This is a genomic window from Pseudomonas sp. FBCC-B1667 (genome assembly GCF_059133255.1).
Genome location: NZ_CP101437.1, coordinates 6,157,501 through 6,182,531, shown reverse-complemented (window position 1 = coordinate 6,182,531; position 25,031 = coordinate 6,157,501). Strand labels below are relative to the sequence as shown.

Genomic DNA, 25,031 nt, shown 5'->3' with positions numbered 1-25,031 from the left:
CGCCGCTAACGCGAGCAGGCTCACTCCTACAGGGATCTGCGTCAGTATTCGAGAGAAGCGCGTTTGAGGTACATCCCTTCCTGCGTCATCGCAATCCGGAACTTCAATACGTCCCCGGCCTTGAGCGAGATGATCTGCGAACCCGGCGCGAGCATGCCCGGGTTGCAACCCGGCACCTGGCCCGGCAGCAGTTTGAGGCGCAGGGACACAGTGCCCGGCGGCAGATTGAACGAGGTGCTTTGCTCCTGGAACAGTCGTGCGGACAGTTGATCCTGGATGTACACACCGATTTCGCAGGAGGTCGCGACTTCCAGGCGCTCGCGGGAGATGATCAGTACGCCATAGTCCTCCCCGGCGGCTTGAACCGAAGGTGTCGCGGCAAAGAGGCTGAGCAAGCCAAACAGGCTGAGAGCTGACCAGCGCATGGCTGAATCTCCTGAAATCGAGTCATTGATGCACGCAGCTTGGCCGAGCGCGCCGCCGAATGCCAGCCCGGCAGATTGTTGAAGAACTTGACCTTGCCATGGTGGCAAACTCGAGACTGCTCGCAACCTCAATAAAGGAGCCACACCATGCAAGTATTCAACGTTCAGGGCATGTCTTGCGGTCACTGTGTCAAAGCCATTACCCAGGCGGTGCAGGCCAAGGATCCGGCGGCCAGCGTGCGGGTTGATCTGGCGGCCAGGGAAGTCGGGGTCGAGAGCTCGCTGACGGTTGAGCAAGTGATCGCTGCGATCACGGAAGAAGGCTACGAAGCCAAAGTCGCCTGACCCACTGCAATCCCCCTGTAGGGGGATCTGCATTCATTCAGCGGGTTTTTAATAGTTAGCGAGCTATCGGAATGTTCAAGGCGTTCATGCGCGGCTAGACTGTGGGGCCTGCCGACCCATGCTCAACTGGATGCCTGATGAATTTCCGTACCATTTTGATTCTTGGCGCCCTGACCGCTTTCGGTCCGCTGGCGATCGACTTCTATCTGCCCGCCTTCCCGGCCATGGCGCTGGCCTTTGGCACCGATGAAAAACACGTTCAACTGACCCTGGCGGCGTACTTTCTCGGTTTGTCGATTGGTCAACTGGCGTATGGTCCGGTGGCGGATCGTTTTGGGCGACGTATCCCGTTGCTGACCGGGGTCGGTCTGTTCACCCTCGCTTCACTGGCCTGCGCCTATGCGCCGAACCTCGAATGGCTGATCGGTGCGCGTTTTGTCCAGGCGTTGGGCGGTTGTGCGGGGATGGTGATTTCGCGTGCGGTGGTCAGCGATAAATGCGACGCCGTGGGGTCGGCGAAAGTTTATTCGCAACTGATGCTGGTCATGGGCCTGGCGCCGATCCTCGCGCCGATGCTCGGCGGCTTGCTGGTCAACACCACGGGTTGGCAGTCGATCTTCCTGGCGTTGTCCGGTTTCAGTGCCCTGGCCGGCTTGGCCGTGGCACTCGGGTTGCCGGAAAGCCTTCCCGCGCATATGCCACGTCAGCCGTTGTCGGGTGCCTTGCGGCAGTACGGTCGCCTGGTGTCCGACCGGGTCTATCTCGGTCACGCGCTGACGGGTGGCATCGCCATCGCCGGGATGTTTTCCTACATCGCCGGATCCCCGTTCGTGTTCATCAAACTCTACGGTGTACCGGCCGAGCATTTCGGCTGGCTGTTCGGCACCAACGCGGCGGGGTTCATTCTGGTGGCGCAAGTCAACGCGCGACTTCTCGCGAAGCGTGGGCCGGCGTTCCTGCTGGCGCGTGCTGTGTGGGTTTACCTGGCAGCCGGCCTGGCGCTGCTCGCCGTCAGTGCGCTGCACCCTGAGCACTTATGGCCGTTGCTGATCCCGCTGTTTATTTGCATTTCCAGCCTCGGCTGCATCCTCCCCAATGCGTCTGCGTGCGCCATGAACGGGCAGGGCGCCCGCGCTGGCAGTGCGTCGGCATTGCTCGGGTGCCTGCAGTTCACCGTCGCGGCCGGCGCGGCTGCGCTGGTCGGCGTTTTACACGATGGCAGCGCCGTGCCGATGGCGTTGGTCATCAGCTTGTGCGGACTGTTAGTGGTAAGCGCTGCAATGCTCACCCGGCGCTTGCAAAATGCCCGGGCGCTGGCGCAAGCCCAGGTCTGATGACGGGTTCAGCCAGCAGCGCGCTGCTGGCGACCAGGAATCTGGTGGGGGGCGTACAGGCGGGCTTCGAGGGTTCGGGTAAAGGCCAGTGCTTCGGCTTCACTGCGGAACGTCACTGCATGTTGGTCCAGACGGACCTGCCACTGAGATTTAGCCACTTCTTTTATCAGGATCTTCATTGCTGATCTCTCCTCTCGAAAAAGATGCTACGTAAAGATTGTGCCGCAGAGATTTCGATTGTAGACCCGAACGCGATCGCTATTGTGACAGTGGTCAACCTTCGGACTGACGGTGTCGTCCATTGCTGGACGACACCGTTTCAGCATGTTTCAGAAGCCTTCCAGCACAACCTTGCCCTTGGCTTTGCCGCTTTCCAACAAGGCATGTGCACGGCGCAGGTTAGCCGCGTTGATGGTGCCGAAGTGCTCGCCGACCGTAGTTTTTAACGTGCCGGCGTCGATCAGCCCGGCAACGCGGTTGAGCAGCGTGTGCTGCTCGATCATGTCGGCGGTTTCGAACAGCGAGCGGGTGTACATGAACTCCCAGTGCAGCGACAGGCTCTTGCGTTTGAGCTTGGTCACGTCCAGCGACTTGGGATCGTCGATCAGCGCCAGTTTGCCTTGCGGCGCCAGCGCTTCGACCAATTGGTCCAGATGCTGTTCGGTCTGGGTCAGGCTGGCGACATGGGTCACAAAGTCCACACCGGCACGCTTGAGTTCGTCGCTCAGCGGCTGGCTGTGATCGATCACCAGGTTCGCCCCCAATTCACGCACCCAGTCCTGGGTCTGCGGACGGGAGGCGGTGCCGATGACGTTAAGCCCGGTGAGCTGGCTGGCCAGTTGCGTAAGGATCGAACCCACGCCGCCGGCCGCGCCGACGATCAGCAGACTCTGGCCTTCATCGGTGTTGCCTTCGCGCACTTGCAGGCGTTCAAAGAGCAATTCCCAAGCGGTGATGGCAGTCAGCGGCAGTGCGGCGGCTTCGGCGAAACCGAGGGTTTTCGGCATGTGACCCACGATCCGCTCATCCACCACATGGCGTTCGCTATTGCCGCCGGCACGGGCGATGGAGCCCGCGTAAAAAACGTTGTCGCCGACCTTGAACAAGGTCACGTCGCTGCCGACGGCCGTGACCACACCGGCCACGTCCCAACCCAGCACCTTGGCTGCGCCTGCTTCAGGCTGGACGTTTTGACGCACCTTGGTGTCCACCGGGTTGACCGAGATGGCTTTGACCTCCACCAGCAGGTCGCGAGGGCCGGCGACCGGTTCTGGCAGTTCGATGTCTTGCAGGGAGTGTTCGTCGCTGATTGGCAACGAGGTGTAGTAAGCAATGGCTTTCATCCAGGGTACTCCGAACGTTGATAAAGGAAGATCAGGCCACGTTACGCAGGCGCTTGAGGTCGAAGTGTTCGAGGAAGTCGCCGGCCTTGGCCCGGAAGTTCTGGATGTGGGCGCTGGCGTCATGCGCTTGCAGGGCTTGGTCGCTGCTCCATTGCTCGATCATGTAAAAGGCCAGGGGATTGGCGAGGTCCTGGTGCAGATCGTATTGGCCGCAACCGGCTTCGGCGCGGGTCGGTTCCAGCAGCGCACGCAGGTGCTGTTCGAGAGCGTCTTGCTGGCCGGCTTTGGCGATAAGGGTGGCGATGGCGGTAAATGGCTGGGACATGGACGACTCCGGGAGCGTGATGAATTCGATGGCACAGATGATTGGCTATTTCGCCGCAAGATAAAACCCGCTAAAAGAGCAGTCTCTTTCAATATTTTTTTGATAATCGAGGCTGAAAATGCTGCGTTTCGATGACTTGCAGCTGTTCGTCCGCGCTGCGGATCTGGGGAGCCTGTCGGCGGCGGCGCGGGTGATGGACATGTCGGCGGCGGTGGCCAGCGCGGCGTTGAAGCGCATCGAGCAACAACTCGGCGCACGCTTGCTCGCGCGGTCAACCCGCAGCCTGCGCCTGACCGCCGAAGGCGAGGGCTTTCTGGAATATGCCCGGGCGGCCCTGAGCAATCTGGATGAAGGGCGCCGATTGCTCGCCAGTGGCCAAGACCAGGTCAGCGGGATTCTGCAGTTGTCCGCCCCGTCGGACTTCGGCCGCAACCTGTTACTGCCGTGGCTGGACGAGTTTCAGCGCGAGCACCCGAAACTGACCGTGCGGTTGTTGCTGGGGGATCGCATCGCCGATCTGTTCCGGCAACCGGTCGACATCGCCCTGCGCTATGGCGAGCCGGAAGACTCAAGCCTGGTGGCGCTGCCCATCGCCCCGCAGAACCGCCGCGTCCTGTGCGCCGCGCCGGGTTATCTGGCCAGACACGGCGAACCCCGGCAGCTGGAGCAATTGGCCCAGCACAACTGTTTGTTGTTCATGCTCGACAGTCGGGTCCACGATCACTGGAGTTTCCATGACGGCAAACGCGAGGTTGGCCTGACCGTCAGCGGGGACCGTTTCAGTGACGATGCTGATGTGGTGCGCCTGTGGGCGGTGGCCGGCGCCGGGATCGCTTACAAGTCCTGGCTCGATGTCGCCGCCGATGTGCTCGCCGGACGGTTGAAAGTGCTGATGCCAGAACTGCTCTGTGAGCGCGCACCTCTGAATTTACTGTGCGCCCATCGCGCACAATTGAGTAAGCCTGTGAACCTGTTACGGGAAATGCTTGCCAGCCGATGCGCTCTTTTAAGCAGGCAATTCCCGACGATATCGGGCAACGATCAATAGTCGCAGGCAAATAGCGAAATTTCTCTCAGGAACTATCAGCACCCACGGTTTCCCAAGGGCAGGAACCGACGGTTAACCCGCTTATACTAGCGCCCGCCTCATGTACGCACCGTCGATCTCGCGATGGCGAGTCCGCGTTCCAGCCGGCTGGCACTCCGCTCACGCACCTGACCTTTGCCCTGGCAGCGAAGCATTGGCATGGGTGAACGGGGAGCTTTGCCCGGCTTATGGCGGTTTCCGCGTCTTGGCCGACGCCACATTACTGGTCAAGATGTCTCTGAGCAGCAGACGAAACGATTCAACAGGGAGTGAATACATGGAACATGCACCTTGCATCAGCCAGATCGCCACGTTGCTGGCTGACCCAAAGCGCAGCGCAATGATGTGGGCGTTGATGGACGGCACGGCGCGGCAAACCGAAGAGCTGGCGTTGTTGGCCGGCCTGTCACCCTCTTCGGCCAGCGCACATTTGGGGCGACTGTCCGCAGGCGGTCTGTTGAGAGTTGAAATTCGTGGGCGAAAACGTTTTTTCCGCCTGGCAGCCCCCGAAGTCGGCGCGGCCATAGAGGCATTGGCCAGCGCGACCCTGGCCAGTACGCCACGGGAAGTCCCGGATGTTTTCAAGCGCCCCAACCCCATCGCCAAACCTCAGACGGCGCTTTCGTCACTGCTGCGCGCCAGGCTGTGCGACGACCACTTGGGCGGCACCCTGGCCGCCGACCTTTACCAGCGATTGCTGGATGCAGGCTGGATTGAACAGATCGATCAGCGAGTCATGGTTACCCACAAAGGCTCCACTCAACTGGCGAAACGCGGTGTGTTCATCCAGGCGCTGGCTCATCGCAACAACAGGGTTGCCTGTGCGTGTCCCGACTGGAGCGAAAGACGCCCGCACATGGGCGGTTCGTTGGGTGCGGCGTTGTTGCAGCTGTTCATGCAATCGGGCTGGTTGAGCCTGCCCAACGAATCCCGTGCCATGCAAGTCACTGACGCAGGACAGCGGGAAATCAATCGTTTCGCCAAGGAAACCGAGCTGGAAATGGCGCTTTAGAGCGTGATATCGACGTCTGCTCCCGACGGGGTCAGGCGTCGTTCAGAGCTGTGGACAGGTCGCATCCAGCAATAGCCGCCAGACGCTATCGCGCACACTCGATCCAGGGACTTTCGGATGGGGGATGTGGCATGGAAACACGAGGCTTTAGCGCGGCAGAACGATTGGAACGTCTGCCCATCAGCGGTTATCACCGGATCATTTTCATCATCATTGCCCTGGCGTTTTTCTTCGACTCCATGGATCTGGCGATGATGACCTTTCTGCTCGGCTCGATCAAAACCGAGTTCGGCCTGAGTTCGGCGCAGGCCGGGTTGCTGGCCAGTTCGAGTTTCTTCGGCATGGTGCTGGGCGCTTCACTGTCGGGCATGTTGGCCGACCGCTTTGGTCGCAAGCCGGTGTTCCAGTGGAGCATCGTGCTGTGGGGCATCGCCAGTTACCTGTGTTCCACGGCACAGAACGTTGAAACGCTGACCTTGTTCCGAATCCTTCTGGGCATTGGCATGGGCATGGAGTTTCCCATTGCGCAGTCGATGCTGTCCGAGCTGATCCCGGCCAGAGGGCGTGGACGCTACATCGCATTGATGGACGGTTTCTGGCCGCTGGGTTTCGTCGCGGCCGGGGTGCTGTCCTATTTCCTGTTGCCGGTGATTGGCTGGCGGGACATCTTTCTCGTTCTGGCGGTGCCGGCGGTGTTTGTGCTGGCGATCCGCTTTTTCATTCCCGAGTCGCCACGCTGGCTGGAACAGGCCGGGCATCACGCCGCGGCCGACACGGTGCTGCGACGGATCGAAGAGCGTGTGCGTGTGTCGTTGGGGCATTCGGATTTGCCTGAACCGGTTCGCCTGCCGCACGTGGCAACTACGCCGGGTAATTTCTTTTCGGCGTTGCGGCAGATCTGGTCGCCGCAGTATCGCCAGCGCACGATGATGATCTGGAGTGTGTGGTTCTTTGCCTTGCTGGGCTTTTATGGGCTCACGTCCTGGCTCAGTGCCTTGCTCCAGCAGTCCGGTTTTGCCGTGACACAGTCGGTGTATTACACGGTGCTGATTTCCCTCGGCGGGATTCCCGGTTTCCTCATGGCCGCCTGGCTGGTGGAACGTTGGGGGCGTAAACCGGTGTGCGTCGTGACCTTGCTCGGCGGCGGTGTGATGGCGTTTCTCTACGGTCAAAGCGCGGTGTTTGGCGGCAATGTCAGCCTGTTGATTGCCTCAGGGTTGTTGATGCAGTTCTTCCTGTTCGGCATGTGGGCGGTGCTCTACACCTACACGCCGGAGTTGTACCCCACGTCGGCACGCGCCACGGGCTCGGGGTTTGCCTCGGCGATTGGCCGGGTGGGATCGTTGCTCGGTCCGTTGGTGACGGGGTTGGTGTTTCCGGTGACCGGGCAGGGCGGGGTCTTCGCGTTGGGGGCGATGTGTTTTGCGATTGCGGCGGGGGTGGTGTGGGTGTTCGGGATGGAGACGCGGGGGAAGACGCTGGAGGAGTTGACGGAAGCAGTGGTCGTCAATTAATCACAATCCCTGTGGGAGTGAGCTTGCTCGCGATGGCGGCCTTACATTCAACAATGATGTTGGGTGTGATGGCGTCATCGCGAGCACGCTCGCTCCCACATGTGATCTTCAGCAGCCTTACGGTTTTACCAACCGCGCATCCAGGCTGTTTTGCGCCAGGCGCTTGGCCTGATCCTGGGTCATGCCCAGATCGGTGTACAGCGCATGGAAGTTCTCGGTCACGTAGCCGCCGAAGTACGCCGGGTCATCCGAGTTCACGGTCACTTTCACGCCGCGCTCAAGCATGTCGAGGATGTTGTGGTGGGACATGTGATCGAACACGCAGAGCTTGGTGTTCGACAACGGGCACACGGTCAGCGGGATCTGCTCATCGATGATCCGCTGCATTAAACGCTCGTCTTCGATGGCGCGCACGCCATGGTCGATGCGCTGGATTTTCAGCAGGTCGAGGGCTTCCCATATGTACTCGGGCGGGCCTTCTTCACCGGCGTGGGCCACGGTCAGGAAGCCTTCGTGACGGGCACGGTCAAACACGCGCTGGAACTTGCTTGGCGGGTGTCCCATCTCGGAACTGTCCAGGCCCACGGCGACAAATGCGTCGCGGAACGGCAGCGCCTGGTCGAGGGTTTTCTGCGCTTCTTCTTCGCTCAAGTGGCGCAGGAAGCTAAGGATCAAACCGCTGGTGATGCCCAGTTGCTGCTCGCCATCCTTGAGGGCGGCGGCAATGCCGTTCAGCACCACTTCGAACGGTACGCCACGGTCGGTGTGGGTTTGCGGGTCGAAGAACGGTTCGGTGTGAATCACGTTCTGCGCCTTGCAGCGCAACAGGTACGCCCAGGTCAGGTCGTAGAAATCCTGCGAGGTGCGCAACACGTCGGCACCCTGGTAATACAGGTCGAGAAATTCTTGCAGGTTGTTGAAGGCGTACGCTTTGCGCAGGGTGTCGACGTCGCTCCACGGCAGGGCGATCTTGTTACGTTCGGCCAGGGCGAACAGCAGCTCGGGCTCCAGCGAACCTTCGAGGTGCAAATGCAGTTCTGCCTTGGGCAGGGCGTTCAGCCAGTCGTACATGGTCTTTTCTCATCAGGTGCAATGGCGAGCATTCTACAGATGCCCGTAGAAACATTTAGCAAAACCTGACCAGCCGGTTGATTACACCGCTTCCGGTTCCCGTCGATAGGCGTAGGTATCGGCGAAGCGCGAGAGCAGAAATTCGGCGCAGGTGGTGGCCGGGTATTTCGCAGGGTGAACGTCATCCTGACAACCGGGCAGGCATTCGATGCGTGTGTCGGGGTGCGGCTCGGCAAAGAACGGCATCGAATAACGGTCCACGCCCAACGGACTGATCACCCGATGCGGCGTCGACAGGTAACGGTCGTTGCTCCAGCGCGCCATCATGTCGCCGAGGTTGACCACGAACGTGCCCTCGATCGGTGGCGCGTCGATCCATTCGCCTTTCACGTTGCGTACTTGCAAGCCCCCGGCGGCGTCCTGATACAGCAGGGTAATGCAGCCGTAATCGGTGTGGGCGCCGGCGCCCTGTTGTTCGGCGGAGCTGGCGGTGTGGCGCGGCGGGTAATGGATCATCCGCAGCACGCTGACCGGCTCTTTGAAACGGCTGTCGAAAAAGTCCCGCTCGATACCGAGTGCCAACGTCATCGCGCGCAACAGGGTTTGGGCGAGGGCCTGCATGTCGACGTAGTGTTGCTCCATCAGCGCTGCCCAACCGGGTATCGACGGGTGGCGGTTGGGGCCGCGCAGCGGTTTCTCTGCCAACACGTCAGGGTGATCGGCCGGCAGGTGCAGGCCCATGTCGAAGGTTTCTTTGAGATCGCTGGGCTTGCTCGGGTCGAGCTGTTCGGTGGCGATGGCGCCGTAGCCGCGATGGTGGCGGGTTTGAGTGATGTCGATCTTGAGCTTTTCGGCAGTGGGTTGGGCGAAGAAGCGTTGGGCATGGTCGAGTACGGCGGCGATGCGTTGCGCGGAAATCGGGTGGCCCTTGATGTAGAAGAAACCCCATTCGCGGCAGGCGTGGTCGATTTGGCTGGCGACGGATTGCCAGGCGGTTTGGTCATCGCTGTAGAGCGGGGCGATGTCGATGATCGGAAGTTGGCTCATGCGCAATTCTCAAGAACGCTGAAAGTCGAATGTGTGTCGGGAGCGGAACATTACTTCGGAATCTCGGCCTTCATGCCTTCAACGTAGTAGTTCATCGACGCCAGTTCCGTATTGCTGGCCGTCGCACCTGCCGCAATTTTCTCTGCGCCGGCCTGATCCTTGATCGGCCCGGTGAACGGGTGGAACGCACCGCTTTTGATCTCGGCAATAATCTGCTCGGCTTCGGCTTTCACCGGTGCCGGCACCAGATCACTGATCGGCAACTCAACCGTGCCTTCCTTCAAACCGCCCCAGTAATCCTGAGATTTCCAGGCGTGGTCGAGCACGCTTTGGGTCGCTTGGACGTAATGCGGGCCCCAGTCGTTGACGATGGACGTCAGCACCGCTTTCGGCCCGAAATGCGCCATGTCCGAAGCGTAGCCGACGGCATACACGCCGCGACGTTCAGCGGCCTGGATCGGCGCCGGGCTGTCGGTGTGCTGGAACACCACGTCCACGCCCTGGTCGATCAGCGCATTGGCGGCGTCGGCTTCCTTGCCCGGATCGAACCACGAGTTGACCCACACCACTTTGATCTCGGTGCCGGGGTTGTACTTGTTCAGGGCCAGTTGAATGGCGTTGATGTCGCGAATCACTTCCGGGATCGGGAAGGAGGCGACATAGCCGATCTTCTTGGTCTTGGTCATCTTCGCCGCGAGGAAACCGCCGACGTAGCGACCTTCATAGGTGCGCGCCAGATAGGTGCCGAGGTTCTTGTCTTGTTTGTAGCCGGTGGCGTGTTCGAAGGTCACCTTGGGAAATTGCCTGGCGACTTTCAGGGTCGGGTTCATGTAGCCGAAGGAGGTGGTGAAGATCAGGTCGTAGTTGTCCTTGGCCATGTTGCGAATCACCCGCTCGGCGTCGGCGCCTTCCGCGACGTTCTCTACGTAGTTGGTGGTGATCTGTGAACCGAATTTCTCGGCCAGCACCTTGCGCCCCTGTTCATGCTGATACGTCCAGCCGTGGTCACCAATCGGACCGATGTAGACGAAGCCGACTTTCAGCGGGTCGGTGGCACTGGCGGCCAGGCTGGCGCTCAGACCGATGATGGCAGCGACGGCGCAAAGCAGCTTCTTCAGCGGACGTTTTTGCATGAATTCCAACTCCATTTTGTTTTGAGGTTGGCAGGGTCAATGCAAATTACTGACCAACAGGACAACAAACAACCCGCAACCGAGTCGCGGCCTTCGCGGGCAAGCCCGCTTCCACAGGGGACCGCGATCTAATGTGGGAGCGGGCTTGCTCGCGAAGGGGCCCGCAAGGCCAATAAAAGTGCACGGCCGATCACGGCTGCCATCCACTGGTGCGCTAAGGTGTAACGAAACGTTAGCGCCGCACCGCAGTCAGTAGCTCATCACTCTGCTTTTGTCCCACTGCGCAAAAAAGGCCCGCAATGCTCACACACTTCAAGCAAGAAACCTTTCTGCTGCTGGCCGTGCTTGCCGCCGTCGTCGCCTACCCGCTGGAGCACTGGATGCTTCACAGCGGTCAGCCGGTCGCGCTGAGCGCCGGGCTGGTGTTGATTGCGTTCATCGTCGCCGCCTCCATGCGCGTCGCCCATCACGCCGAATTGCTGGCGGAAAAAGTCGGCGATCCCTACGGCACGATGATCCTGACGCTGGCGGCGGTGCTGGTGGAAGTGGTGATCCTGGCGATCATGATGAGCAACGAGGCTTCGTCCACTCTGGTGCGCGACACGATCTACTCTGCGGTGATGCTCGACATCAACGGCATCCTCGGCCTCGCCGCATTAATGGGCGGGCTCAAGCACGGCGAGCAGTCCTACAACGATGATTCGGCGCGTAGCTACAGCGTGATGATCCTCACGGCCATGGGCGTGTCGATGGTGGTGCCGGAGTTCATTCCCGAGGCCAACTGGAAGCTGTACTCAGGCTTCACCATTGGTGCGATGGTCGTGCTCTATGCGTTGTTCCTGCGGATGCAGGTCGGGCCGCACAGTTACTTTTTCAGCTACAGCTACCCGGAAAAACGCCGCCGCAAAGTCCCGGAGGAGGACGTCCAACCGGTCAATGTTGCGCTGAGTATCGGCACGTTGGTGTTTGGTGTGGTGGTGATTGGTGCGCTAGCCGAGGTGATGTCCAAGACCCTCGATCTGGGGCTGGAAGGGACGGGCGCTCCGCCGGTGATTACGGCGATTCTGGTGGCGGCTATTTCGGCGGCGCCGGAGATTCTGACGGCATTGCGCGCGGCATTGGCCAATCGCATGCAGTCGGTGGTCAATATCGCGATGGGCGCGTCGCTGTCGACGGTGATCCTGACGGTGCCGGTGATGGAGGCGATGGCGCTGTATACCGGTCAGCCATTCCAGATGGCGATGACGCCGGTGCAGACGGTGATGATTTTCCTGACGTTGATCGTCAGCGCGATCAACCTCAACGATGGCGAAACCAACGCCATCGAAGGGATGACCCACTTTGTGCTGTTCGCGACATTCATCATGTTGTCGCTGCTCGGTCTCTAAAAACACCACAAAACAAATCTAGACACTGAACCCCTGTGGGAGCGAGCTTGCTCGCGATAGCGGACTGACATTCAACATCAATGTTGACTGACATGACGCCATCGCGAGCAAGCTCGCTCCCACAGTTTTTGATTTGTGTTGGATCAGGTGCCGGCGATCAACTGGCGAGCGGCCTGGCTGTGATCAGCAATCAATCCCTTGAGGTCCAGCCCCTCAACCTGCCCGTCAATCACTCGCCACTTGCCGCCAACCATGACCCGATCCGCCCGATCCGCGCCGCACAGCAGCAGCGCTGACACCGGATCATGGCTACCGGAGAAACGCAGTTCATCCAGTTTGAACAACGCCAGATCCGCCTGCTTGCCAACCGCCAGCTCACCGATATCGGTACGTCCCAGCAAGCTTGCCGAACCCTTGGTCGCCCAGCCCAGCACCAGTTCCGGCGTGATCTTCTCGGCGCCATAACGCAGGCGCTGAATGTAAAGTGCCTGACGGGTTTCTAGCATCATGTTCGACGCATCGTTGGACGCCGAACCGTCCACGCCCAGCCCGAGCAACGCGCCCGCCGCCGTGAGATCGAGCGTCGGGCAGATGCCGGAAGCGAGGCGCATGTTCGAACTCGGGCAATGACAGATGCCGGTGCCGGCGGCGCCGAGGCGGGCGATTTCGTCCGGGTTGAAGTGGATGCCGTGGGCCAGCCAGGTACGTGGACCTAGCCAGCCGACGCTGTCCAGATAATCCACCGTGCGCAGGCTGAAACGTTGCAGGCAGAAGTCTTCTTCGTCGAGGGTTTCGGCCAGATGCGTGTGCAGGCGCACGTCGAGCTTGTTCGCCAGTTCAGCGCTGGCGGACATGATTTCCGGGGTCACCGAGAACGGCGAGCAGGGCGCCAGTGCGATCTGGATTTGCGCACCGTCACCGCGTTCGTGGTACTCGGCGATCAAGCGCTGGCTGTCGGCGAGAATGACTTCGCCTTCCTGCACGGTCTGCTGCGGTGGCAGGCCGCCGTCCTTTTCGCCGAGGCTCATGGAGCCGCGCGTGAGCATGGCGCGCATGCCCAGTTCGCGAACGCTTTCGACTTGCACATCGATTGCGTTTTCGAGGCCTTCGGGAAACAGGTAATGGTGATCGGCGGCGGTGGTGCAGCCGGACAGCAGCAGCTCGGCCAGCGCAACTTTAGTGGCGAGGGCGAGTTTTTCCGGCGTGAGTCGGGCCCAGACCGGGTACAGGGTTTTCAGCCAAGGGAACAATGGCTGATTGACCACTGGCGCCCAGGCGCGGGTCAGGGTTTGATAGAAATGGTGATGGGTGTTGATCAGCCCCGGCAGGATCACATGCTCACGGGCATCGAACACGTGTCCACAGGGCACAACCGGTTGCTGGCCGGCGGCGAGCAATTCGACGATGACACCGTCTTGCACAACCAGGCCACCACGGGCATCGAGGCCATTGGCAGTGAAGATCGCGAGGGGATTTTTTAACCAGGTACGGGATGCGGGCATGTTGGCCGGCTCCTCTGAAAGTGGGGTTCAGGGTTGCCAGCTCAGTGATTACCCTGTCTGCTGATCCAGGATCGCCGCGGGGGCGAGGTGCGGAGTTTCGGACAAAACGTAGCGCCGGGCAAGCCCGACCCGACCAGACAACACAAATCCCTGTGTGGAATGATCCTTTGCAGGAGTGAGCCTGCTCGCAATGAGGCCGTGTCAGTCACATCGATGCTGAATGACACACCGCCATCGCGAGCAGGCTCACTCCTACATAGGGATTGTGGGGGTTACCAGGGAATGGTTTCACCTCGGTAGTTCACGAAGTGATGCCCGCCCTTGCCCGTGTACGCATTCACCTGATCAACCAGGCCACGGGTGCTGGTCTCGACATCAAGGTCCGCACCTTCACCGCCCATGTCGGTTTTCACCCAGCCCGGATGCAGCGACAGCACGGTGAGTTTCTGCTCGCCCAATTGCGTCACAAAGCTGTTGGTCATCGAGTTCAGTGCAGCCTTGCTCGCCTTGTACAGCGCGAGTTCCGGCGCGTCCGGCATGGTCACGCTGCCGAGCACCGAACTCATGAACGCCAGCACGCCGCTGTCCGGGCGAATCTGCCCGACGAAACGCTGGGCCAGGTTGATCGGGGCCACGGCGTTGGTGAAAAACAGCTGGCCAACCTCGGCCAGCGTCGCACCGCCCGGCGTTTGAACGTCCGGGCCCTTGACCCCGGCATTCACGAACAGCAGGTCAAACACTTCGCCCTTGAGCTGTTGGCTGAGGGCGATCACGGCCGACTGATCGTCCATGTCGAGTTTCTCGATACGCACGTTGCCCACAGCCCGCAAGGCATCGGCGTTTTGCGGGTTACGCACGGTGGCGGTGACGTGCCAGCCGTCGGCCAGCAGGGTTTTCACCAGGCCGAGGCCCAGACCACGGGAGGCTCCGATGATGAGCGCGGTTTTTGCCTTGGACATAAGTGGCTTCCTTGAAAAAAGAGGTTCACGGATTCAGTGGACAGCGTTGTCCGAGCCGTTGTTGCAACTCGTGACGCAACGCGCCGAGTTCATCCATCCGGGTTTCGATCAGTTTGAGTTTGTCTTGCAGCAGCTGCGTGATGGCGCTGTCCGGATCGGGTGATTGCCAGATTGCCGCAACGCTGTTGCCGATTTCACCAAGGGTGAAGCCCAGTCGCTGTGCGGTCTTGATGTACTGCACCAGTTGCACCATGTCCGCCGGGTAGTCGCGATAACCATTGGCGCTGCGTTGCGCGGCGATCAATCCGCGTTGCTCGTAAAACCGTAGCGTATCGCGGCTGACGGCGCTGGCCTGGGCTAATTCACCGATGCGCATATTGACGTCTCAAGAAGGCTTGACCCTGGAGCATACTCCAGGCTTTAGCCTTGTTGCTCCTCGAATATATGGAGCAGGGCCGATGTGGACTTCAACGCAATATCGCCGGGTGGTGCGGGGCAGTGCCTGGTATGACTTGATCGTGACGGCGGCGTTTGTCACGCCGTGGAGTTTTGCGATTTTGCATGGCGGGTTGACGGGGTTGAGCCAGGCGTTGGATTTGCCTGGAGCGCTACCGGCGTTCGAGCCGATGCACATGCTGATGGCGAACCTGTTGGGGTCGATTGTGTGCGTTTGGGCGGTGCTGCGGATTCGCGATCCGCAGCAGGTGTTTGGGCGGTATGACGCGGTTGGCAGGTTTCTGTTTGCGGCTTGGCAGCTGTATGCCTTGCTGCAGGGGGCCAGTTCGCTGTTGGTGATTTTCCTGGCCTTTGAATTGGCGTGGGGCGTTGTTCAGGTGTTGCCTGTTAGGGCCTCTTCGCGAGCAAGCCCGCGCCCACAGTAGATTTATGCCGGTCACAGGAAATGGGGTTGACTCGGTCAAATGTGGGAGCGGGCTTGCTCGCGAAGGGGCCGGCCTGGTCCCCTTTAATGCCCGCTCTGCCACGGCTGCCCCAACGACACTGGCGCATACAACCGAGTCCGCACGGCATCCCGCGACAGCAGCACCAACACCACAATCGTCGCGACATACGGCAACATCGCCAGCAGGCTCGACGGAATCGCCAGCCCCAACCCCTGCGCCACCAGATGCAGGATGCTGGCGAGCCCGAACAGGTACGCCCCCAGCAGCAAGCGCCATACCCGCCAACTGGCAAACACCACCAGCGCCAGCGCAATCCAGCCACGCCCGGCGCTCATGTTCTCCGCCCACATCGGCGTGTACGCCAGGGACAGATACGCGCCGGCCAATCCGGCCATCGCACCGCCAAACAACACCGCCAGCGTGCGCACCCCCAACACCGGCAACCCCATCGCACTGGCGGCGTCCGGGTTTTCCCCGGCCGCTTGAATGATCAAGCCGACGCGGCTTTTCAGAATCACCCACGCCACCAGCGCAAACAGCACGAATGACAGATACACGAGCAGATCCTGCGCAAACAGCATCCGCCCGATCAGCGGAATCTCGCTCAAATACGGAATCGCCACCGGCTCAAATCCGGCCAGCGGTTTGCCGACCCACGCCGCCCCGACAAACGTCGACAGGCCCACGCCGAAGATCGTGAGCGCCAACCCGGTGGCCACTTGATTGGCGTTGAACACCAGCGCCACCAAGGCAAACAGCGACGACAACAGCATTCCGGCGAGCATCGCCAGCAACACGCCAAGCCACAGGTTGCCGCTGTTCAGCGCGACGATAAAACCGATCACCGCACCAAACAGCATCATCCCTTCCTGACCCAGGTTGAGCACGCCGCTCTTCTCGCAGATCAATTCACCCAACGCCACCAACAGCAACGGCGTGCCGCAACGGACCATCGCGTAGAAAATATTGCTCAGCAGATCGATATCCATCACAGCGCTCCTGCAGGTACGGTGGCTGGCGCGCGGCGAGCCCAGCGCATGTTCAAGCGTGGTCGGTAGAGAATCAGCACGTCGCTGGCCAGCAGGAAAAACAGCATCATCCCCTGGAACAATTGAGTAATGGCTTGCGGCAGGTTCATGCTCATCTGCGCGCTCTCGCCACCGATGTACAGCAACGCCATCAACAGGCTGGAGAACAGAATGCCGATGGGGTTGAGCCGCCCGAGAAACGCCACCGTGATAGCGGCATAGCCATACCCCGGCGAGACCTGTGGCACCAATTGGCCGATAGGTCCGGTCACTTCACACACACCGGCCAGGCCCGCCAAACCACCGCTGATCAACAGCGCCAGCCAGATCAGACGCTTCTCGCGAAACCCGACGAAACCCGCCGCGCGCTTGTCCAGCCCCAACACTTTGATCTGGAAACCGACAAAGCTTTTCTGCAACAACACCCACACCGCGACCAACGCCAGCAAGGCGAAATACACCCCGGCGTGAACTCGGCCATCCTCCATCAACAACGGCAATCGGCTGAAGTCACTGAACATCGCCGACTCCGGAAAATTGAACCCGGCCGGATCCTTCAGCGGCCCGTGGACACAAAACAGCAGCAGGTTCAGGGCGATGTAATTGAGCATGATGCTGGTGAGGATTTCGTTGGCGTTGAAGCGCGTGCGCAGCCACGCGGTCAACCCGGCCCACGCCGCACCGGCCAGGGTGCCGACCAGCAGAATCAACACCAGTGCCCAGCGACTTTGCAGGTCGATGATGTTCACGGCCAAGGCGCTGCCGGCCAGAGCACCGAGCAACAATTGACCTTCGGCGCCGATGTTCCAGATTCGCGCTTGATAGGCCACGGCCAGCCCCAATGCACAGAGCAAAATCGGCAACGCTTTGACCAACAGTTCCGAGACGCCATACCAGTCGCTGACCGGCGCGATCAACAAGGTGTGCAACGTGAGTAAGGGATCGTGGCCCAGCGCAATAAACAGCAATGAGCCACAACTCAACGTCAGCGCTGCCGCGAGTAATGGCGAGCACCAGAGCATCAGGCGCGAATGCTGGCCACGGGGTTCGAGAGAAAACAGCATGGAAAACTCCGTTAAACCGTTGCGGGTGCAGGTGAGTGAGGGGCGTCGAACTGGCCGGCCATCCAGCCGCCGACGTCGATCAGTCGCGTGTCGACGGTCGCCTTGAGCGGTGACAGACGTCCGCCGCACAAGGCGCCGAGGCGATCACTGATCTGGAACAATTCGTCGAGGTCTTCGGAGATCACCAGGATCGCCGCGCCGGCATCGCGCAAGGCAATCAACGCGCGGTGAATGGTCGCGGCGGCGCCGACGTCCACGCCCCAGGTCGGGTGGGCGGCGATCAGCAGTTTGGGTTGCTGGAGAATTTCCCGGCCGAGGATGAATTTCTGCAAGTTGCCACCCGAGAGGCTGCGGGCGGGTGTCTGGGCATTGGGCGTCTTGACCCCGAAGCGATGGATGATCTCTTCGGCCAACGCTTCGACCTTGTGGCGCTGGATCAGGCCGTTGCTGACCAGGCCTTGTTGAAACGCCGTGAGCAGCGCGTTGTCGGTGAGGCTCAATTCCGGCACGGCGCCGTGACCCAGTCGTTCGGCGGGCACGAAGGCCAGGCCGAGTTCGCGTCGTGCATCGGGTCGCAGGTGGGCGACCGCTTGCCCGGCGAAACGGATCGTTGCGCCCTCGTTGCCGGCTAGTTGTTCTTCGCCGCTGAGTAACGCCAGCAGTTCATCCTGACCATTACCCGCGACACCGGCGATGCCGACGATTTCACCCCTTTGCACTTCAAGATCAACATCCTTCAGCGAGCAGCCGAACGGATCGGGATTGAGCCAGGACAACCGATTGACGCTAAGAAACGCCGCGCTGCCCACCACTTTCGGATAGTCCGTAATCGCCTCGGCCGCGTCACCGACCATCAGCCGCGCCAACTGCCGGTCCGAGCATTCGGCCGGCCGGCAATGCCCCGCGACTCGACCGCCGCGCAACACGGTGGCGCTATGGCACAGCGCCCGGACTTCACCAAGTTTGTGGCTGATAAACAGAATGCTGCAGCCCTCGGCAGCGAGTCGGCGCAAGGTGACGAACAGTTCTTCGGCTTCTTGCGGGGTCAGTACCGAGGTCGGTTCGTCGAGAATCAACAGGCGGATGTCTTGCATCAGGCACCGAATGATTTCCACCCGTTGCCGCTCGCCAATCGACAGGCTGTGGACAAGTCGCTCCGGCTCCAGCGCCATGCCATACCGTCGGGACACTTCTCGAATCTTCGGTTCAAGCTGTGTCGGTGTGCCGGCTGCCGCGCCCATCGCCAGGGCAATGTTCTGCGCCACACTCAATGTTTCGAACAGCGAGAAATGCTGGAACACCATGCCAATCCCGAGACCGCGGGCCTGGGAAGGATTGCGTATGTTCACGCGTTGCCCTTGCCAGATCAGCTCCCCGGAATCGGCTTGCGTGACGCCATAGATGATCTTCATCAAGGTGCTTTTGCCGGCACCGTTTTCCCCAAGCAAGGCATGGATTTCCCCGGACGCAATGGTCAGGTCGATGGCGTCGTTGGCCAGGCATCCGGGGTAGCGTTTGCTGATGTGGCGCAATTGCAGACGGGGTGTTTGATCGGGGATCGGCACGGGGTTGGGCATGACTGACTCGGGTCGATGGGCGTGATACCTGTGGATAAAGCAATTTCCTGGCCATTGGGTCAGGAAAGCTGAAAATCCGCGCAAGAACACGCCTCAAGGACAATGCGTTGCGATATATCAATGCCGAACCAGGCACCACATGAGGGCGAAGCCGTTGATCAGGCTCCAGTTTTGATCGCAGGCGGTTGGTTAAAAAATGAACAGCCGCCCGCAAGCCATGCCGGATATGGTGCCGCGACGACCATGAACGGGTTATCCACAGATTGCTCCACAGTATTTGTGCGCAAGCTCAACGGGTGGGCATAAGCACTGCACGGCTGTCTACTAAAGGTGATAACCGGCGCTAACCGTTTGTTTTTACGTGAATTTAACGTGGGTGATGGAAGATTGGACGAAAAATGAACAAAGCGCGCAAACCCGCATGACAGAAGGGTTACAGGCACATGTGCTCAGGTTATCCACAGCCGGGTGCACAGTAGATGTGGGCAAAATCCAGACGTCGGTGGAATAAGGGTGAACGGTGTTGGTGCGCTCAGTGCTGCAACACAATGCGCCCGCGACTCAAGTCCGCCAGTTGCGTTTGCAGTGTGTCGATCTGCTCTTTTCCGATGGCCAATTGAAGTTCCACACCATTGGCGGTGAAGGTTTCCTCCACCAGCAAACCGCCCAGCTCAGCGACTCGAAGCTTCACCAGCGCCAATTCACCGAAGGCGCAGGCACAACGGACGGGCACTCGACTGATCAGTTCAACCTTGGATGCCGCTTGCAGGCACTTGTTGGCGCCGCCGCCATAAGCCCGGGCGAGGCCGCCGGTGCCCAATTGAATGCCGCCGTACCAACGAATCACCAGCACCGCGACCTGGTCGCAGTCCTGCGCCTCGATCGCCGCCAGAATCGGCCGGCCAGCGGTGCCACCGGGTTCGCCATCGTCATTGCTGCGATATTGATCACCGAGTTTCCACGCCCAGCAATTGTGCGAGGCATTGAGGTCACTGTGCCGTTCGAGGAACGCTTGGGCGTCAGCCGGGCTCGAGATCGGCGCGGCGAAGGTGATGAAGCGGCTTTTGCGAATCTCTTCGCGGTATTCACAAAAGTCGCTGAGTGTAAAAGGCATAGGGGTCTTAAATAACAGGAGTCAGGCCGCAGCCCTTGAGGATGATGCGAATCAGGTTGTTGCCGGCTTCTTCCATGTCTTGCTTGGTCAGCTTGGTGCGTCCGCTGACTCGGCAGATCTGGGTCGCGAAGTCGGCGTAATGCTGCGTGCTGCCCCACAACAGGAAAATCAGGTTAACCGGATCGACCGGGTCCATTTTGCCGGCGTCGATCCACGCCTGGAACACTGCGGCCCGGCCCTGGAACCAGGCGCGATAGTCCTGGTTGAAATACTCGGTCAGGCATTCGCCGCCGCTGATCACTTCCATGGCGAAGATTCGCGAGGCTTGTGGCTGGCGTCGGGAAAACTCCATCTTGGCGCGGATATATCGCGTGAGCGCTTCGGCCGGATCGTCTTCAGCAGTCAAGGTGTTGAAGGTGCTGTCCCACAACTCGATGATGTTGCTCAGCACCGCCACGTACAACCCGAGTTTGTTGGTGAAGTAATAATGCAGGTTTGCCTTGGGCAACCCGGCATTCTGGGCGATGGTGTTCATGCTGGTGCCTTTGAACCCGTGACGGGCGAACTCGTCTTCGGCGGCTTTGATGATGGTCTCTTCGTTCTTCTGACGAATGCGGCTGGCAGGTTTACCGCCGTGAGCTGGGACTTCAAAGGTCATAGGCACTTCCAGACAGGTAGGTGGGCGCAACCTGTGCGTTGATAGCGCACCCAAGGGCTTCAGACAAGTCCCGGGGCACAGGTTTCTTTTGATGTTCAGCGCGTCGCGGCGAGGCTTTCCAGGAAACTTTCCAGTACCAGGTGTGGACGGCGGCCCTTGCGCGTGACCGACGCCAGGCTCAGGTCATAAAAACGCGCGGTTGGTTTGAGCGCACGCAGGCGACCTTGTTGCACCCAGAGGCTGGCGTAATGATCCGGCAGGTAGCCGATGTAGCGGCCGGTCAGGATCAGGAACGCCATGCCCTCACGGTCCGAAGCACTGGCGGTGCAGTTAAGTGCCTGGTAGTGGGCCTGGATGTCCGCTGGCAATCGGAAGGTCGGCGCGATAGCGTCCTGGCTGTTGAGACGTTCATCGTCGAGTTGTTTGTCGTCGACGTAAAACAGGGGGTGCCCAACCGCGCAATACAGCAGTGAGCGTTCGCTATACAGCGGCTGGTATTCCAGCCCCGATAACGCGCTGGCCTGGGGCACAACGCCGACGTGCAAGCGGCCATCGAGCACACCTTGCTCCACTTCATTGGGCGCGATCATGCGGATCTGAATCTGCACATCCGGGCCGCGCTCCTTCAATTGCGCCAAGGCATGGGTGATGCGCATGTGGGGGAGGGTGACCAGGTTGTCGGTCAGGCCAATGGTCAATTCGCCACGCAAGTGTTGGTGCAGGCCGTTGACCTCGGTGCGGAAACTTTCCAGCGCACTTAATAGCTGCAAGGCCGATTGGTAGACCTCGCGACCTTCTTCGGTCAGGGAGAATCCGGCGCGTCCGCGTTGGCATAATCGCAAGCCCAAGCGTTGTTCCAGATCGCTCATTTGCTGACTGATCGCCGAGCGACCGATCCCCAGCACACTTTCCGCTGCCGAGAAGCCGCCGCATTCGACCACGCTGCGAAAGATCCGCAACAAGCGGATATCAAAGTCGCTGACTTGAGCCAGTGGATCGGGACGACGCGTGCTCATAGTTTAGTAGCAACCTGACTGAACGTTAGAAAAGTTGGATTTCACAGACTCTATCCCCGTGGCAATTTAGCTGCAAGAACGCTTTTGATCTCTACGCCGCTTATTGCCTGCGAGGTTTTGCCCATGAACTTGCCTGAAAACGCCCCGTCTTCCCTGGCCAGCCAGCTCAAGCTTGATGCTCACTGGATGCCCTATACCGCGAACCGTAACTTCCAGCGCGACCCGCGTCTGATCGTGGCGGCGGAAGGCAGCTGGCTGATCGACGACAAGGGCCGCAAAGTCTATGACTCGCTGTCCGGTCTGTGGACCTGCGGCGCCGGGCATACCCGCAAGGAAATCCAGGAAGCGGTCGCCAAGCAACTGGGCACGCTCGATTACTCGCCAGGTTTCCAGTACGGCCATCCGCTGTCGTTTCAACTGGCTGAGAAAATCACTGATCTGACCCCGGGCAACCTGAATCACGTGTTCTTCACCGACTCCGGTTCCGAGTGTGCTGACACCGCCGTGAAGATGGTCCGCGCTTACTGGCGTCTGAAGGGTCAGGCGACCAAGACCAAAATGATCGGCCGTGCCCGTGGTTATCACGGTGTGAACATTGCGGGCACCAGCCTCGGCGGTGTGAACGGCAACCGCAAGTTGTTCGGTCAGGCGATGATGGACGTCGATCACCTGCCGCACACCTTGCTGGCGAGCAATGCCTACTCCCGTGGCATGCCGGAGTTGGGCGGTATTGCGTTGGCCGATGAGCTGCTGAAGTTGATCGAACTGCACGACGCGTCGAACATTGCCGCGGTATTCGTTGAGCCAATGGCCGGTTCCGCTGGCGTACTGGTTCCGCCACAGGGGTACCTCAAGCGTCTGCGCGAGATCTGCGATCAGCACAACATCCTGCTGGTGTTCGACGAAGTGATCACCGGTTTCGGCCGTACCGGCTCGATGTTCGGTGCCGACAGCTTCGGCGTAACCCCGGACCTGATGTGCATCGCCAAGCAAGTCACCAACGGCGCGATCCCGATGGGCGCGGTGATTGCCAGCTCCGAGATCTACAAGACCTTCATGAACCAGGCGACGCCTGAGTACGCGGTGGAATTCCCGCACGGCTACACTTACTCCGCCCACCCGGTGGCGTGTGCCGCGGGCCTGGCAGCACTCGACTTGCTGCAAAAGGAAAACCTGGTGCAGAGCGTGGCCGAGGTGGCACCACATTTTGAGAATGCGCTGCACGGCCTGAAGGGTTCGAAGAACATCATCGACATTCGTAACTATGGTCTGGCCGGTGCGATTCAGATCGCGCCGCGTGATGGCGACGCTATCGTGCGTCCATTCGAAGCGGGTATGGCGCTGTGGAAAGCCGGGTTCTACGTGCGCTTTGGCGGCGACACCCTGCAGTTTGGCCCAACCTTCAACAGCAAGCCGCAAGACCTGGATCGTCTGTTCGATGCGGTCGGCGAAGTGCTGAACAAGATCGACTGATTTTCTCTTCTATATAGAGGCGTCCTTCAGCGGGGCGCCTGTGGACAACTTTTCAGGAGTGTTGCATGAGCCTTATCCCGCATTTGATCAATGGCGAACTGGTGACCGAAGACGGTCGCACGGCTGACGTGTTCAACCCGTCTACCGGCCAGGCGATCCACAAGCTGCCATTGGCCAGCCGCGAAACCATTCAGAAAGCCATCGACTCGGCCAAGGCCGCATTCCCTGCTTGGCGCAATACGCCACCGGCCAAACGCGCCCAGGTAATGTTTCGCTTCAAGCAATTGCTGGAGCAGAACGAAGCACGCATTGCTCAGTTGATCAGCGAAGAGCACGGCAAGACTCTGGAAGATGCGGCTGGCGAATTGAAGCGTGGCATCGAAAACGTCGAGTTCGCGTGTGCGGCGCCGGAAATCCTCAAGGGCGAATACAGCCGTAACGTCGGCCCGAATATTGATGCCTGGTCGGACTTCCAGCCGTTGGGCGTTGTGGCGGGTATTACTCCGTTCAACTTCCCGGCGATGGTGCCGCTGTGGATGTATCCGCTGGCAATCGTCTGCGGCAACTGCTTTATCCTCAAGCCGTCCGAGCGCGATCCGAGCTCCACGCTGTTGATCGCTCAACTGTTGCTGGAAGCCGGTCTGCCTAAAGGCGTGCTGAACGTCGTGCACGGTGACAAGGCTGCAGTGGACGCGCTGATCGAAGCGCCGGAAGTCAAAGCGCTGAGTTTTGTCGGTTCGACGCCGATTGCCGAATACATCTACGCTGAAGGCACCAAGCGCGGCAAACGTGTTCAGGCTTTGGGCGGCGCGAAGAACCATGCGGTGTTGATGCCGGATGCGGACCTGGATAACGCGGTCAGCGCATTGATGGGGGCGGCCTACGGTTCTTGCGGCGAGCGTTGCATGGCGATCTCGGTGGCGGTGTGCGTCGGTGACCAGGTGGCGGATGCGCTGGTGGAAAAACTGGTGCCGCAGATCAAGGCGCTGAAAATCGGTGCGGGTACTACCTGTGGCCTGGACATGGGGCCGCTGGTCACCGGTCAGGCACGCGACAAAGTCAGCGGTTATGTCGAAGACGGCGTTTCTTCCGGCGCGACCCTGGTGGTCGACGGTCGTGGTCTGAGCGTGGCCGGTCATGAGGAAGGTTTCTTCCTGGGTGGCTGCCTGTTCGATAACGTCACGCCAGAGATGCGCATCTATAAAGAAGAAATCTTCGGGCCAGTGCTGTGCGTCGTTCGGGTGAACAGCCTGGAAGAGGCGATGCAACTGATCAACGATCACGAGTATGGCAACGGCACCTGTATCTTCACCCGTGATGGTGAAGCAGCGCGGTTGTTCTGTGATGAGATCGAAGTGGGCATGGTCGGCGTTAACGTGCCGTTGCCTGTGCCAGTGGCTTACCACAGCTTCGGTGGCTGGAAGCGTTCGCTGTTCGGCGACCTGCATGCGTATGGCCCGGACGGTGTGCGTTTCTACACTCGTCGCAAAGCCATTACTCAACGCTGGCCGCAACGTGCGAGCCATGAAGCGTCGCAATTCGCATTCCCTAGCTTGTAAGTAGAAGGGAAGAAGGCCGGCCCCTTGGGGCCGGCCTTTGTGTTTGCGGGCTTTTTTGACACATATGACAGATTTGTGAAATCAAAGCTTGACGGCAGATTCTGGATGTCTATAATTCGCCCCACTTCCGGCGCAGTCGAAACGGAAAACTCCTT

General features: G+C 60.1%; 25 protein-coding genes. 9 read left to right on the top strand and 16 right to left on the bottom strand.

The features are described from left to right. Positions 1–41: 41 nt before the first annotated feature. On the bottom strand, positions 42–425 hold the full coding sequence (locus NL116_RS28640; RefSeq protein ID WP_494374998.1) for a hypothetical protein: 384 nt from the start codon (positions 423–425) through the stop codon (positions 42–44). A 147-nt stretch (positions 426–572) separates the two neighbouring features. On the opposite strand from NL116_RS28640, the gene NL116_RS28635 reads away from it, so the two are divergent. Beyond that, positions 573–770 carry a heavy-metal-associated domain-containing protein gene (locus tag NL116_RS28635; RefSeq protein WP_494374997.1) on the top strand — a complete coding sequence of 66 codons (198 nt, stop codon included), beginning with the start codon at positions 573–575 and terminating at the stop codon, positions 768–770. A 137-nt stretch (positions 771–907) separates the two neighbouring features. After that, a complete protein-coding gene (locus tag NL116_RS28630) occupies positions 908–2,104 on the top strand; it encodes a multidrug effflux MFS transporter (RefSeq protein ID WP_494374996.1) in 1,197 nt (398 codons plus the stop codon). A gap of 8 nt (positions 2,105–2,112) precedes the next feature. Here the strand turns inward: NL116_RS28630 and NL116_RS28625 are convergent, their stop codons facing one another. The 3 genes from NL116_RS28625 to NL116_RS28615 form a co-directional block, all read right to left on the bottom strand. Beyond that, on the bottom strand, positions 2,113–2,283 hold the full coding sequence (locus NL116_RS28625) for a hypothetical protein (RefSeq protein WP_494374995.1): 171 nt from the start codon (positions 2,281–2,283) through the stop codon (positions 2,113–2,115). 150 nt (positions 2,284–2,433) lie between these two features. Beyond that, complete coding sequence (locus NL116_RS28620; protein WP_494374994.1) at positions 2,434–3,447, bottom strand: zinc-binding alcohol dehydrogenase family protein; 1,014 nt, start codon at positions 3,445–3,447, stop codon at positions 2,434–2,436. Positions 3,448–3,478: 31 nt separating this feature from the next. Further along, positions 3,479–3,772, bottom strand: a complete 294-nt coding sequence (locus tag NL116_RS28615; RefSeq protein WP_494374993.1) for a putative quinol monooxygenase — start codon at positions 3,770–3,772, stop codon at positions 3,479–3,481. Positions 3,773–3,890: 118 nt separating this feature from the next. On the opposite strand from NL116_RS28615, the gene vimR reads away from it, so the two are divergent. From vimR to NL116_RS28600, 3 genes are all read left to right on the top strand, one after another. Then, positions 3,891–4,820, top strand: coding sequence for a transcription regulator VimR (gene vimR / locus NL116_RS28610; protein ID WP_494374992.1), 930 nt, complete (start codon positions 3,891–3,893; stop codon positions 4,818–4,820). A 316-nt stretch (positions 4,821–5,136) separates the two neighbouring features. After that, the gene (locus NL116_RS28605; protein ID WP_494374991.1) at positions 5,137–5,871 is read left to right on the top strand and encodes an ArsR/SmtB family transcription factor; all 735 of its coding nucleotides are present in this window, start codon (positions 5,137–5,139) and stop codon (positions 5,869–5,871) included. A 131-nt stretch (positions 5,872–6,002) separates the two neighbouring features. Continuing rightward, positions 6,003–7,385 carry an MFS transporter gene (locus NL116_RS28600; RefSeq protein ID WP_494374990.1) on the top strand — a complete coding sequence of 461 codons (1,383 nt, stop codon included), beginning with the start codon at positions 6,003–6,005 and terminating at the stop codon, positions 7,383–7,385. 117 nt (positions 7,386–7,502) lie between these two features. Here NL116_RS28600 and NL116_RS28595 read toward each other — a convergent pair whose 3' ends face one another. From NL116_RS28595 to NL116_RS28585, 3 genes are all read right to left on the bottom strand, one after another. After that, complete coding sequence (locus tag NL116_RS28595; protein WP_494374989.1) at positions 7,503–8,456, bottom strand: adenosine deaminase; 954 nt, start codon at positions 8,454–8,456, stop codon at positions 7,503–7,505. 81 nt (positions 8,457–8,537) lie between these two features. Next, the gene (locus NL116_RS28590; protein ID WP_494374988.1) at positions 8,538–9,503 is read right to left on the bottom strand and encodes a 2-oxoglutarate and iron-dependent oxygenase domain-containing protein; all 966 of its coding nucleotides are present in this window, start codon (positions 9,501–9,503) and stop codon (positions 8,538–8,540) included. Between the two features lie 50 nt (positions 9,504–9,553). Further along, positions 9,554–10,636, bottom strand: a complete 1,083-nt coding sequence (locus NL116_RS28585; RefSeq protein WP_494374987.1) for a BMP family ABC transporter substrate-binding protein — start codon at positions 10,634–10,636, stop codon at positions 9,554–9,556. Between the two features lie 299 nt (positions 10,637–10,935). Here NL116_RS28585 and NL116_RS28580 point away from each other — a divergent pair, with 299 nt between their 5' ends. Continuing rightward, complete coding sequence (locus NL116_RS28580) at positions 10,936–12,024, top strand: calcium:cation antiporter (RefSeq protein WP_494374986.1); 1,089 nt, start codon at positions 10,936–10,938, stop codon at positions 12,022–12,024. 143 nt (positions 12,025–12,167) lie between these two features. Here NL116_RS28580 and NL116_RS28575 read toward each other — a convergent pair whose 3' ends face one another. The 3 genes from NL116_RS28575 to NL116_RS28565 form a co-directional block, all read right to left on the bottom strand. After that, positions 12,168–13,526: an 8-oxoguanine deaminase gene (locus tag NL116_RS28575; RefSeq protein WP_494374985.1), complete on the bottom strand. Its 1,359-nt coding sequence runs from the start codon at positions 13,524–13,526 to the stop codon at positions 12,168–12,170. A 272-nt stretch (positions 13,527–13,798) separates the two neighbouring features. Continuing rightward, positions 13,799–14,485 carry an SDR family oxidoreductase gene (locus NL116_RS28570; protein WP_494374984.1) on the bottom strand — a complete coding sequence of 229 codons (687 nt, stop codon included), beginning with the start codon at positions 14,483–14,485 and terminating at the stop codon, positions 13,799–13,801. A 25-nt stretch (positions 14,486–14,510) separates the two neighbouring features. Further along, positions 14,511–14,861: a MerR family transcriptional regulator gene (locus NL116_RS28565; RefSeq protein ID WP_494374983.1), complete on the bottom strand. Its 351-nt coding sequence runs from the start codon at positions 14,859–14,861 to the stop codon at positions 14,511–14,513. 82 nt (positions 14,862–14,943) lie between these two features. On the opposite strand from NL116_RS28565, the gene NL116_RS28560 reads away from it, so the two are divergent. Further along, positions 14,944–15,366, top strand: a complete 423-nt coding sequence (locus NL116_RS28560) for a hypothetical protein (protein WP_494374982.1) — start codon at positions 14,944–14,946, stop codon at positions 15,364–15,366. Positions 15,367–15,449: 83 nt separating this feature from the next. Here the strand turns inward: NL116_RS28560 and NL116_RS28555 are convergent, their stop codons facing one another. The 6 genes from NL116_RS28555 to NL116_RS28530 form a co-directional block, all read right to left on the bottom strand. Further along, positions 15,450–16,376, bottom strand: a complete 927-nt coding sequence (locus NL116_RS28555; protein WP_494374981.1) for an ABC transporter permease — start codon at positions 16,374–16,376, stop codon at positions 15,450–15,452. Continuing rightward, positions 16,376–17,479, bottom strand: a complete 1,104-nt coding sequence (locus tag NL116_RS28550) for an ABC transporter permease (RefSeq protein WP_494374980.1) — start codon at positions 17,477–17,479, stop codon at positions 16,376–16,378. The genes NL116_RS28555 and NL116_RS28550 overlap by 1 nt, the downstream gene beginning before the upstream one ends. 11 nt (positions 17,480–17,490) lie before the next feature. Continuing rightward, positions 17,491–19,056: an ABC transporter ATP-binding protein gene (locus tag NL116_RS28545; protein WP_494374979.1), complete on the bottom strand. Its 1,566-nt coding sequence runs from the start codon at positions 19,054–19,056 to the stop codon at positions 17,491–17,493. Positions 19,057–19,588: 532 nt separating this feature from the next. Then, positions 19,589–20,170, bottom strand: coding sequence for an IMPACT family protein (locus NL116_RS28540; RefSeq protein WP_494374978.1), 582 nt, complete (start codon positions 20,168–20,170; stop codon positions 19,589–19,591). Positions 20,171–20,177: 7 nt separating this feature from the next. After that, positions 20,178–20,828, bottom strand: coding sequence for a TetR/AcrR family transcriptional regulator (locus NL116_RS28535; protein WP_494374977.1), 651 nt, complete (start codon positions 20,826–20,828; stop codon positions 20,178–20,180). A 95-nt stretch (positions 20,829–20,923) separates the two neighbouring features. Next, entirely contained in the window at positions 20,924–21,844 is a 921-nt protein-coding gene (locus NL116_RS28530; protein WP_007945899.1) for a LysR family transcriptional regulator, read from the bottom strand. Between the two features lie 123 nt (positions 21,845–21,967). On the opposite strand from NL116_RS28530, the gene aptA reads away from it, so the two are divergent. Both aptA and NL116_RS28520 read left to right on the top strand, forming a co-directional pair. Continuing rightward, positions 21,968–23,317 carry an omega-aminotransferase AptA gene (gene aptA, locus NL116_RS28525; RefSeq protein ID WP_494374976.1) on the top strand — a complete coding sequence of 450 codons (1,350 nt, stop codon included), beginning with the start codon at positions 21,968–21,970 and terminating at the stop codon, positions 23,315–23,317. Positions 23,318–23,382: 65 nt separating this feature from the next. Continuing rightward, entirely contained in the window at positions 23,383–24,876 is a 1,494-nt protein-coding gene (locus NL116_RS28520) for a CoA-acylating methylmalonate-semialdehyde dehydrogenase (RefSeq protein WP_123436029.1), read from the top strand. Positions 24,877–25,031: the final 155 nt, after the last annotated feature.

Coding starts and splice junctions, on each gene's coding strand:
- NL116_RS28640 (WP_494374998.1), bottom strand. CDS start 425: ATGCGCTGGTCAGCTCTCAGCCTGTTTGGCTTGCTCAGCCTCTTTGCC.
- NL116_RS28635 (WP_494374997.1), top strand. CDS start 573: ATGCAAGTATTCAACGTTCAGGGCATGTCTTGCGGTCACTGTGTCAAA.
- NL116_RS28630 (WP_494374996.1), top strand. CDS start 908: ATGAATTTCCGTACCATTTTGATTCTTGGCGCCCTGACCGCTTTCGGT.
- NL116_RS28625 (WP_494374995.1), bottom strand. CDS start 2,283: ATGAAGATCCTGATAAAAGAAGTGGCTAAATCTCAGTGGCAGGTCCGT.
- NL116_RS28620 (WP_494374994.1), bottom strand. CDS start 3,447: ATGAAAGCCATTGCTTACTACACCTCGTTGCCAATCAGCGACGAACAC.
- NL116_RS28615 (WP_494374993.1), bottom strand. CDS start 3,772: ATGTCCCAGCCATTTACCGCCATCGCCACCCTTATCGCCAAAGCCGGC.
- vimR (WP_494374992.1), top strand. CDS start 3,891: ATGCTGCGTTTCGATGACTTGCAGCTGTTCGTCCGCGCTGCGGATCTG.
- NL116_RS28605 (WP_494374991.1), top strand. CDS start 5,137: ATGGAACATGCACCTTGCATCAGCCAGATCGCCACGTTGCTGGCTGAC.
- NL116_RS28600 (WP_494374990.1), top strand. CDS start 6,003: ATGGAAACACGAGGCTTTAGCGCGGCAGAACGATTGGAACGTCTGCCC.
- NL116_RS28595 (WP_494374989.1), bottom strand. CDS start 8,456: ATGTACGACTGGCTGAACGCCCTGCCCAAGGCAGAACTGCATTTGCAC.
- NL116_RS28590 (WP_494374988.1), bottom strand. CDS start 9,503: ATGAGCCAACTTCCGATCATCGACATCGCCCCGCTCTACAGCGATGAC.
- NL116_RS28585 (WP_494374987.1), bottom strand. CDS start 10,636: ATGCAAAAACGTCCGCTGAAGAAGCTGCTTTGCGCCGTCGCTGCCATC.
- NL116_RS28580 (WP_494374986.1), top strand. CDS start 10,936: ATGCTCACACACTTCAAGCAAGAAACCTTTCTGCTGCTGGCCGTGCTT.
- NL116_RS28575 (WP_494374985.1), bottom strand. CDS start 13,526: ATGCCCGCATCCCGTACCTGGTTAAAAAATCCCCTCGCGATCTTCACT.
- NL116_RS28570 (WP_494374984.1), bottom strand. CDS start 14,485: ATGTCCAAGGCAAAAACCGCGCTCATCATCGGAGCCTCCCGTGGTCTG.
- NL116_RS28565 (WP_494374983.1), bottom strand. CDS start 14,861: ATGCGCATCGGTGAATTAGCCCAGGCCAGCGCCGTCAGCCGCGATACG.
- NL116_RS28560 (WP_494374982.1), top strand. CDS start 14,944: ATGTGGACTTCAACGCAATATCGCCGGGTGGTGCGGGGCAGTGCCTGG.
- NL116_RS28555 (WP_494374981.1), bottom strand. CDS start 16,376: ATGGATATCGATCTGCTGAGCAATATTTTCTACGCGATGGTCCGTTGC.
- NL116_RS28550 (WP_494374980.1), bottom strand. CDS start 17,479: ATGCTGTTTTCTCTCGAACCCCGTGGCCAGCATTCGCGCCTGATGCTC.
- NL116_RS28545 (WP_494374979.1), bottom strand. CDS start 19,056: ATGCCCAACCCCGTGCCGATCCCCGATCAAACACCCCGTCTGCAATTG.
- NL116_RS28540 (WP_494374978.1), bottom strand. CDS start 20,170: ATGCCTTTTACACTCAGCGACTTTTGTGAATACCGCGAAGAGATTCGC.
- NL116_RS28535 (WP_494374977.1), bottom strand. CDS start 20,828: ATGACCTTTGAAGTCCCAGCTCACGGCGGTAAACCTGCCAGCCGCATT.
- NL116_RS28530 (WP_007945899.1), bottom strand. CDS start 21,844: ATGAGCACGCGTCGTCCCGATCCACTGGCTCAAGTCAGCGACTTTGAT.
- aptA (WP_494374976.1), top strand. CDS start 21,968: ATGAACTTGCCTGAAAACGCCCCGTCTTCCCTGGCCAGCCAGCTCAAG.
- NL116_RS28520 (WP_123436029.1), top strand. CDS start 23,383: ATGAGCCTTATCCCGCATTTGATCAATGGCGAACTGGTGACCGAAGAC.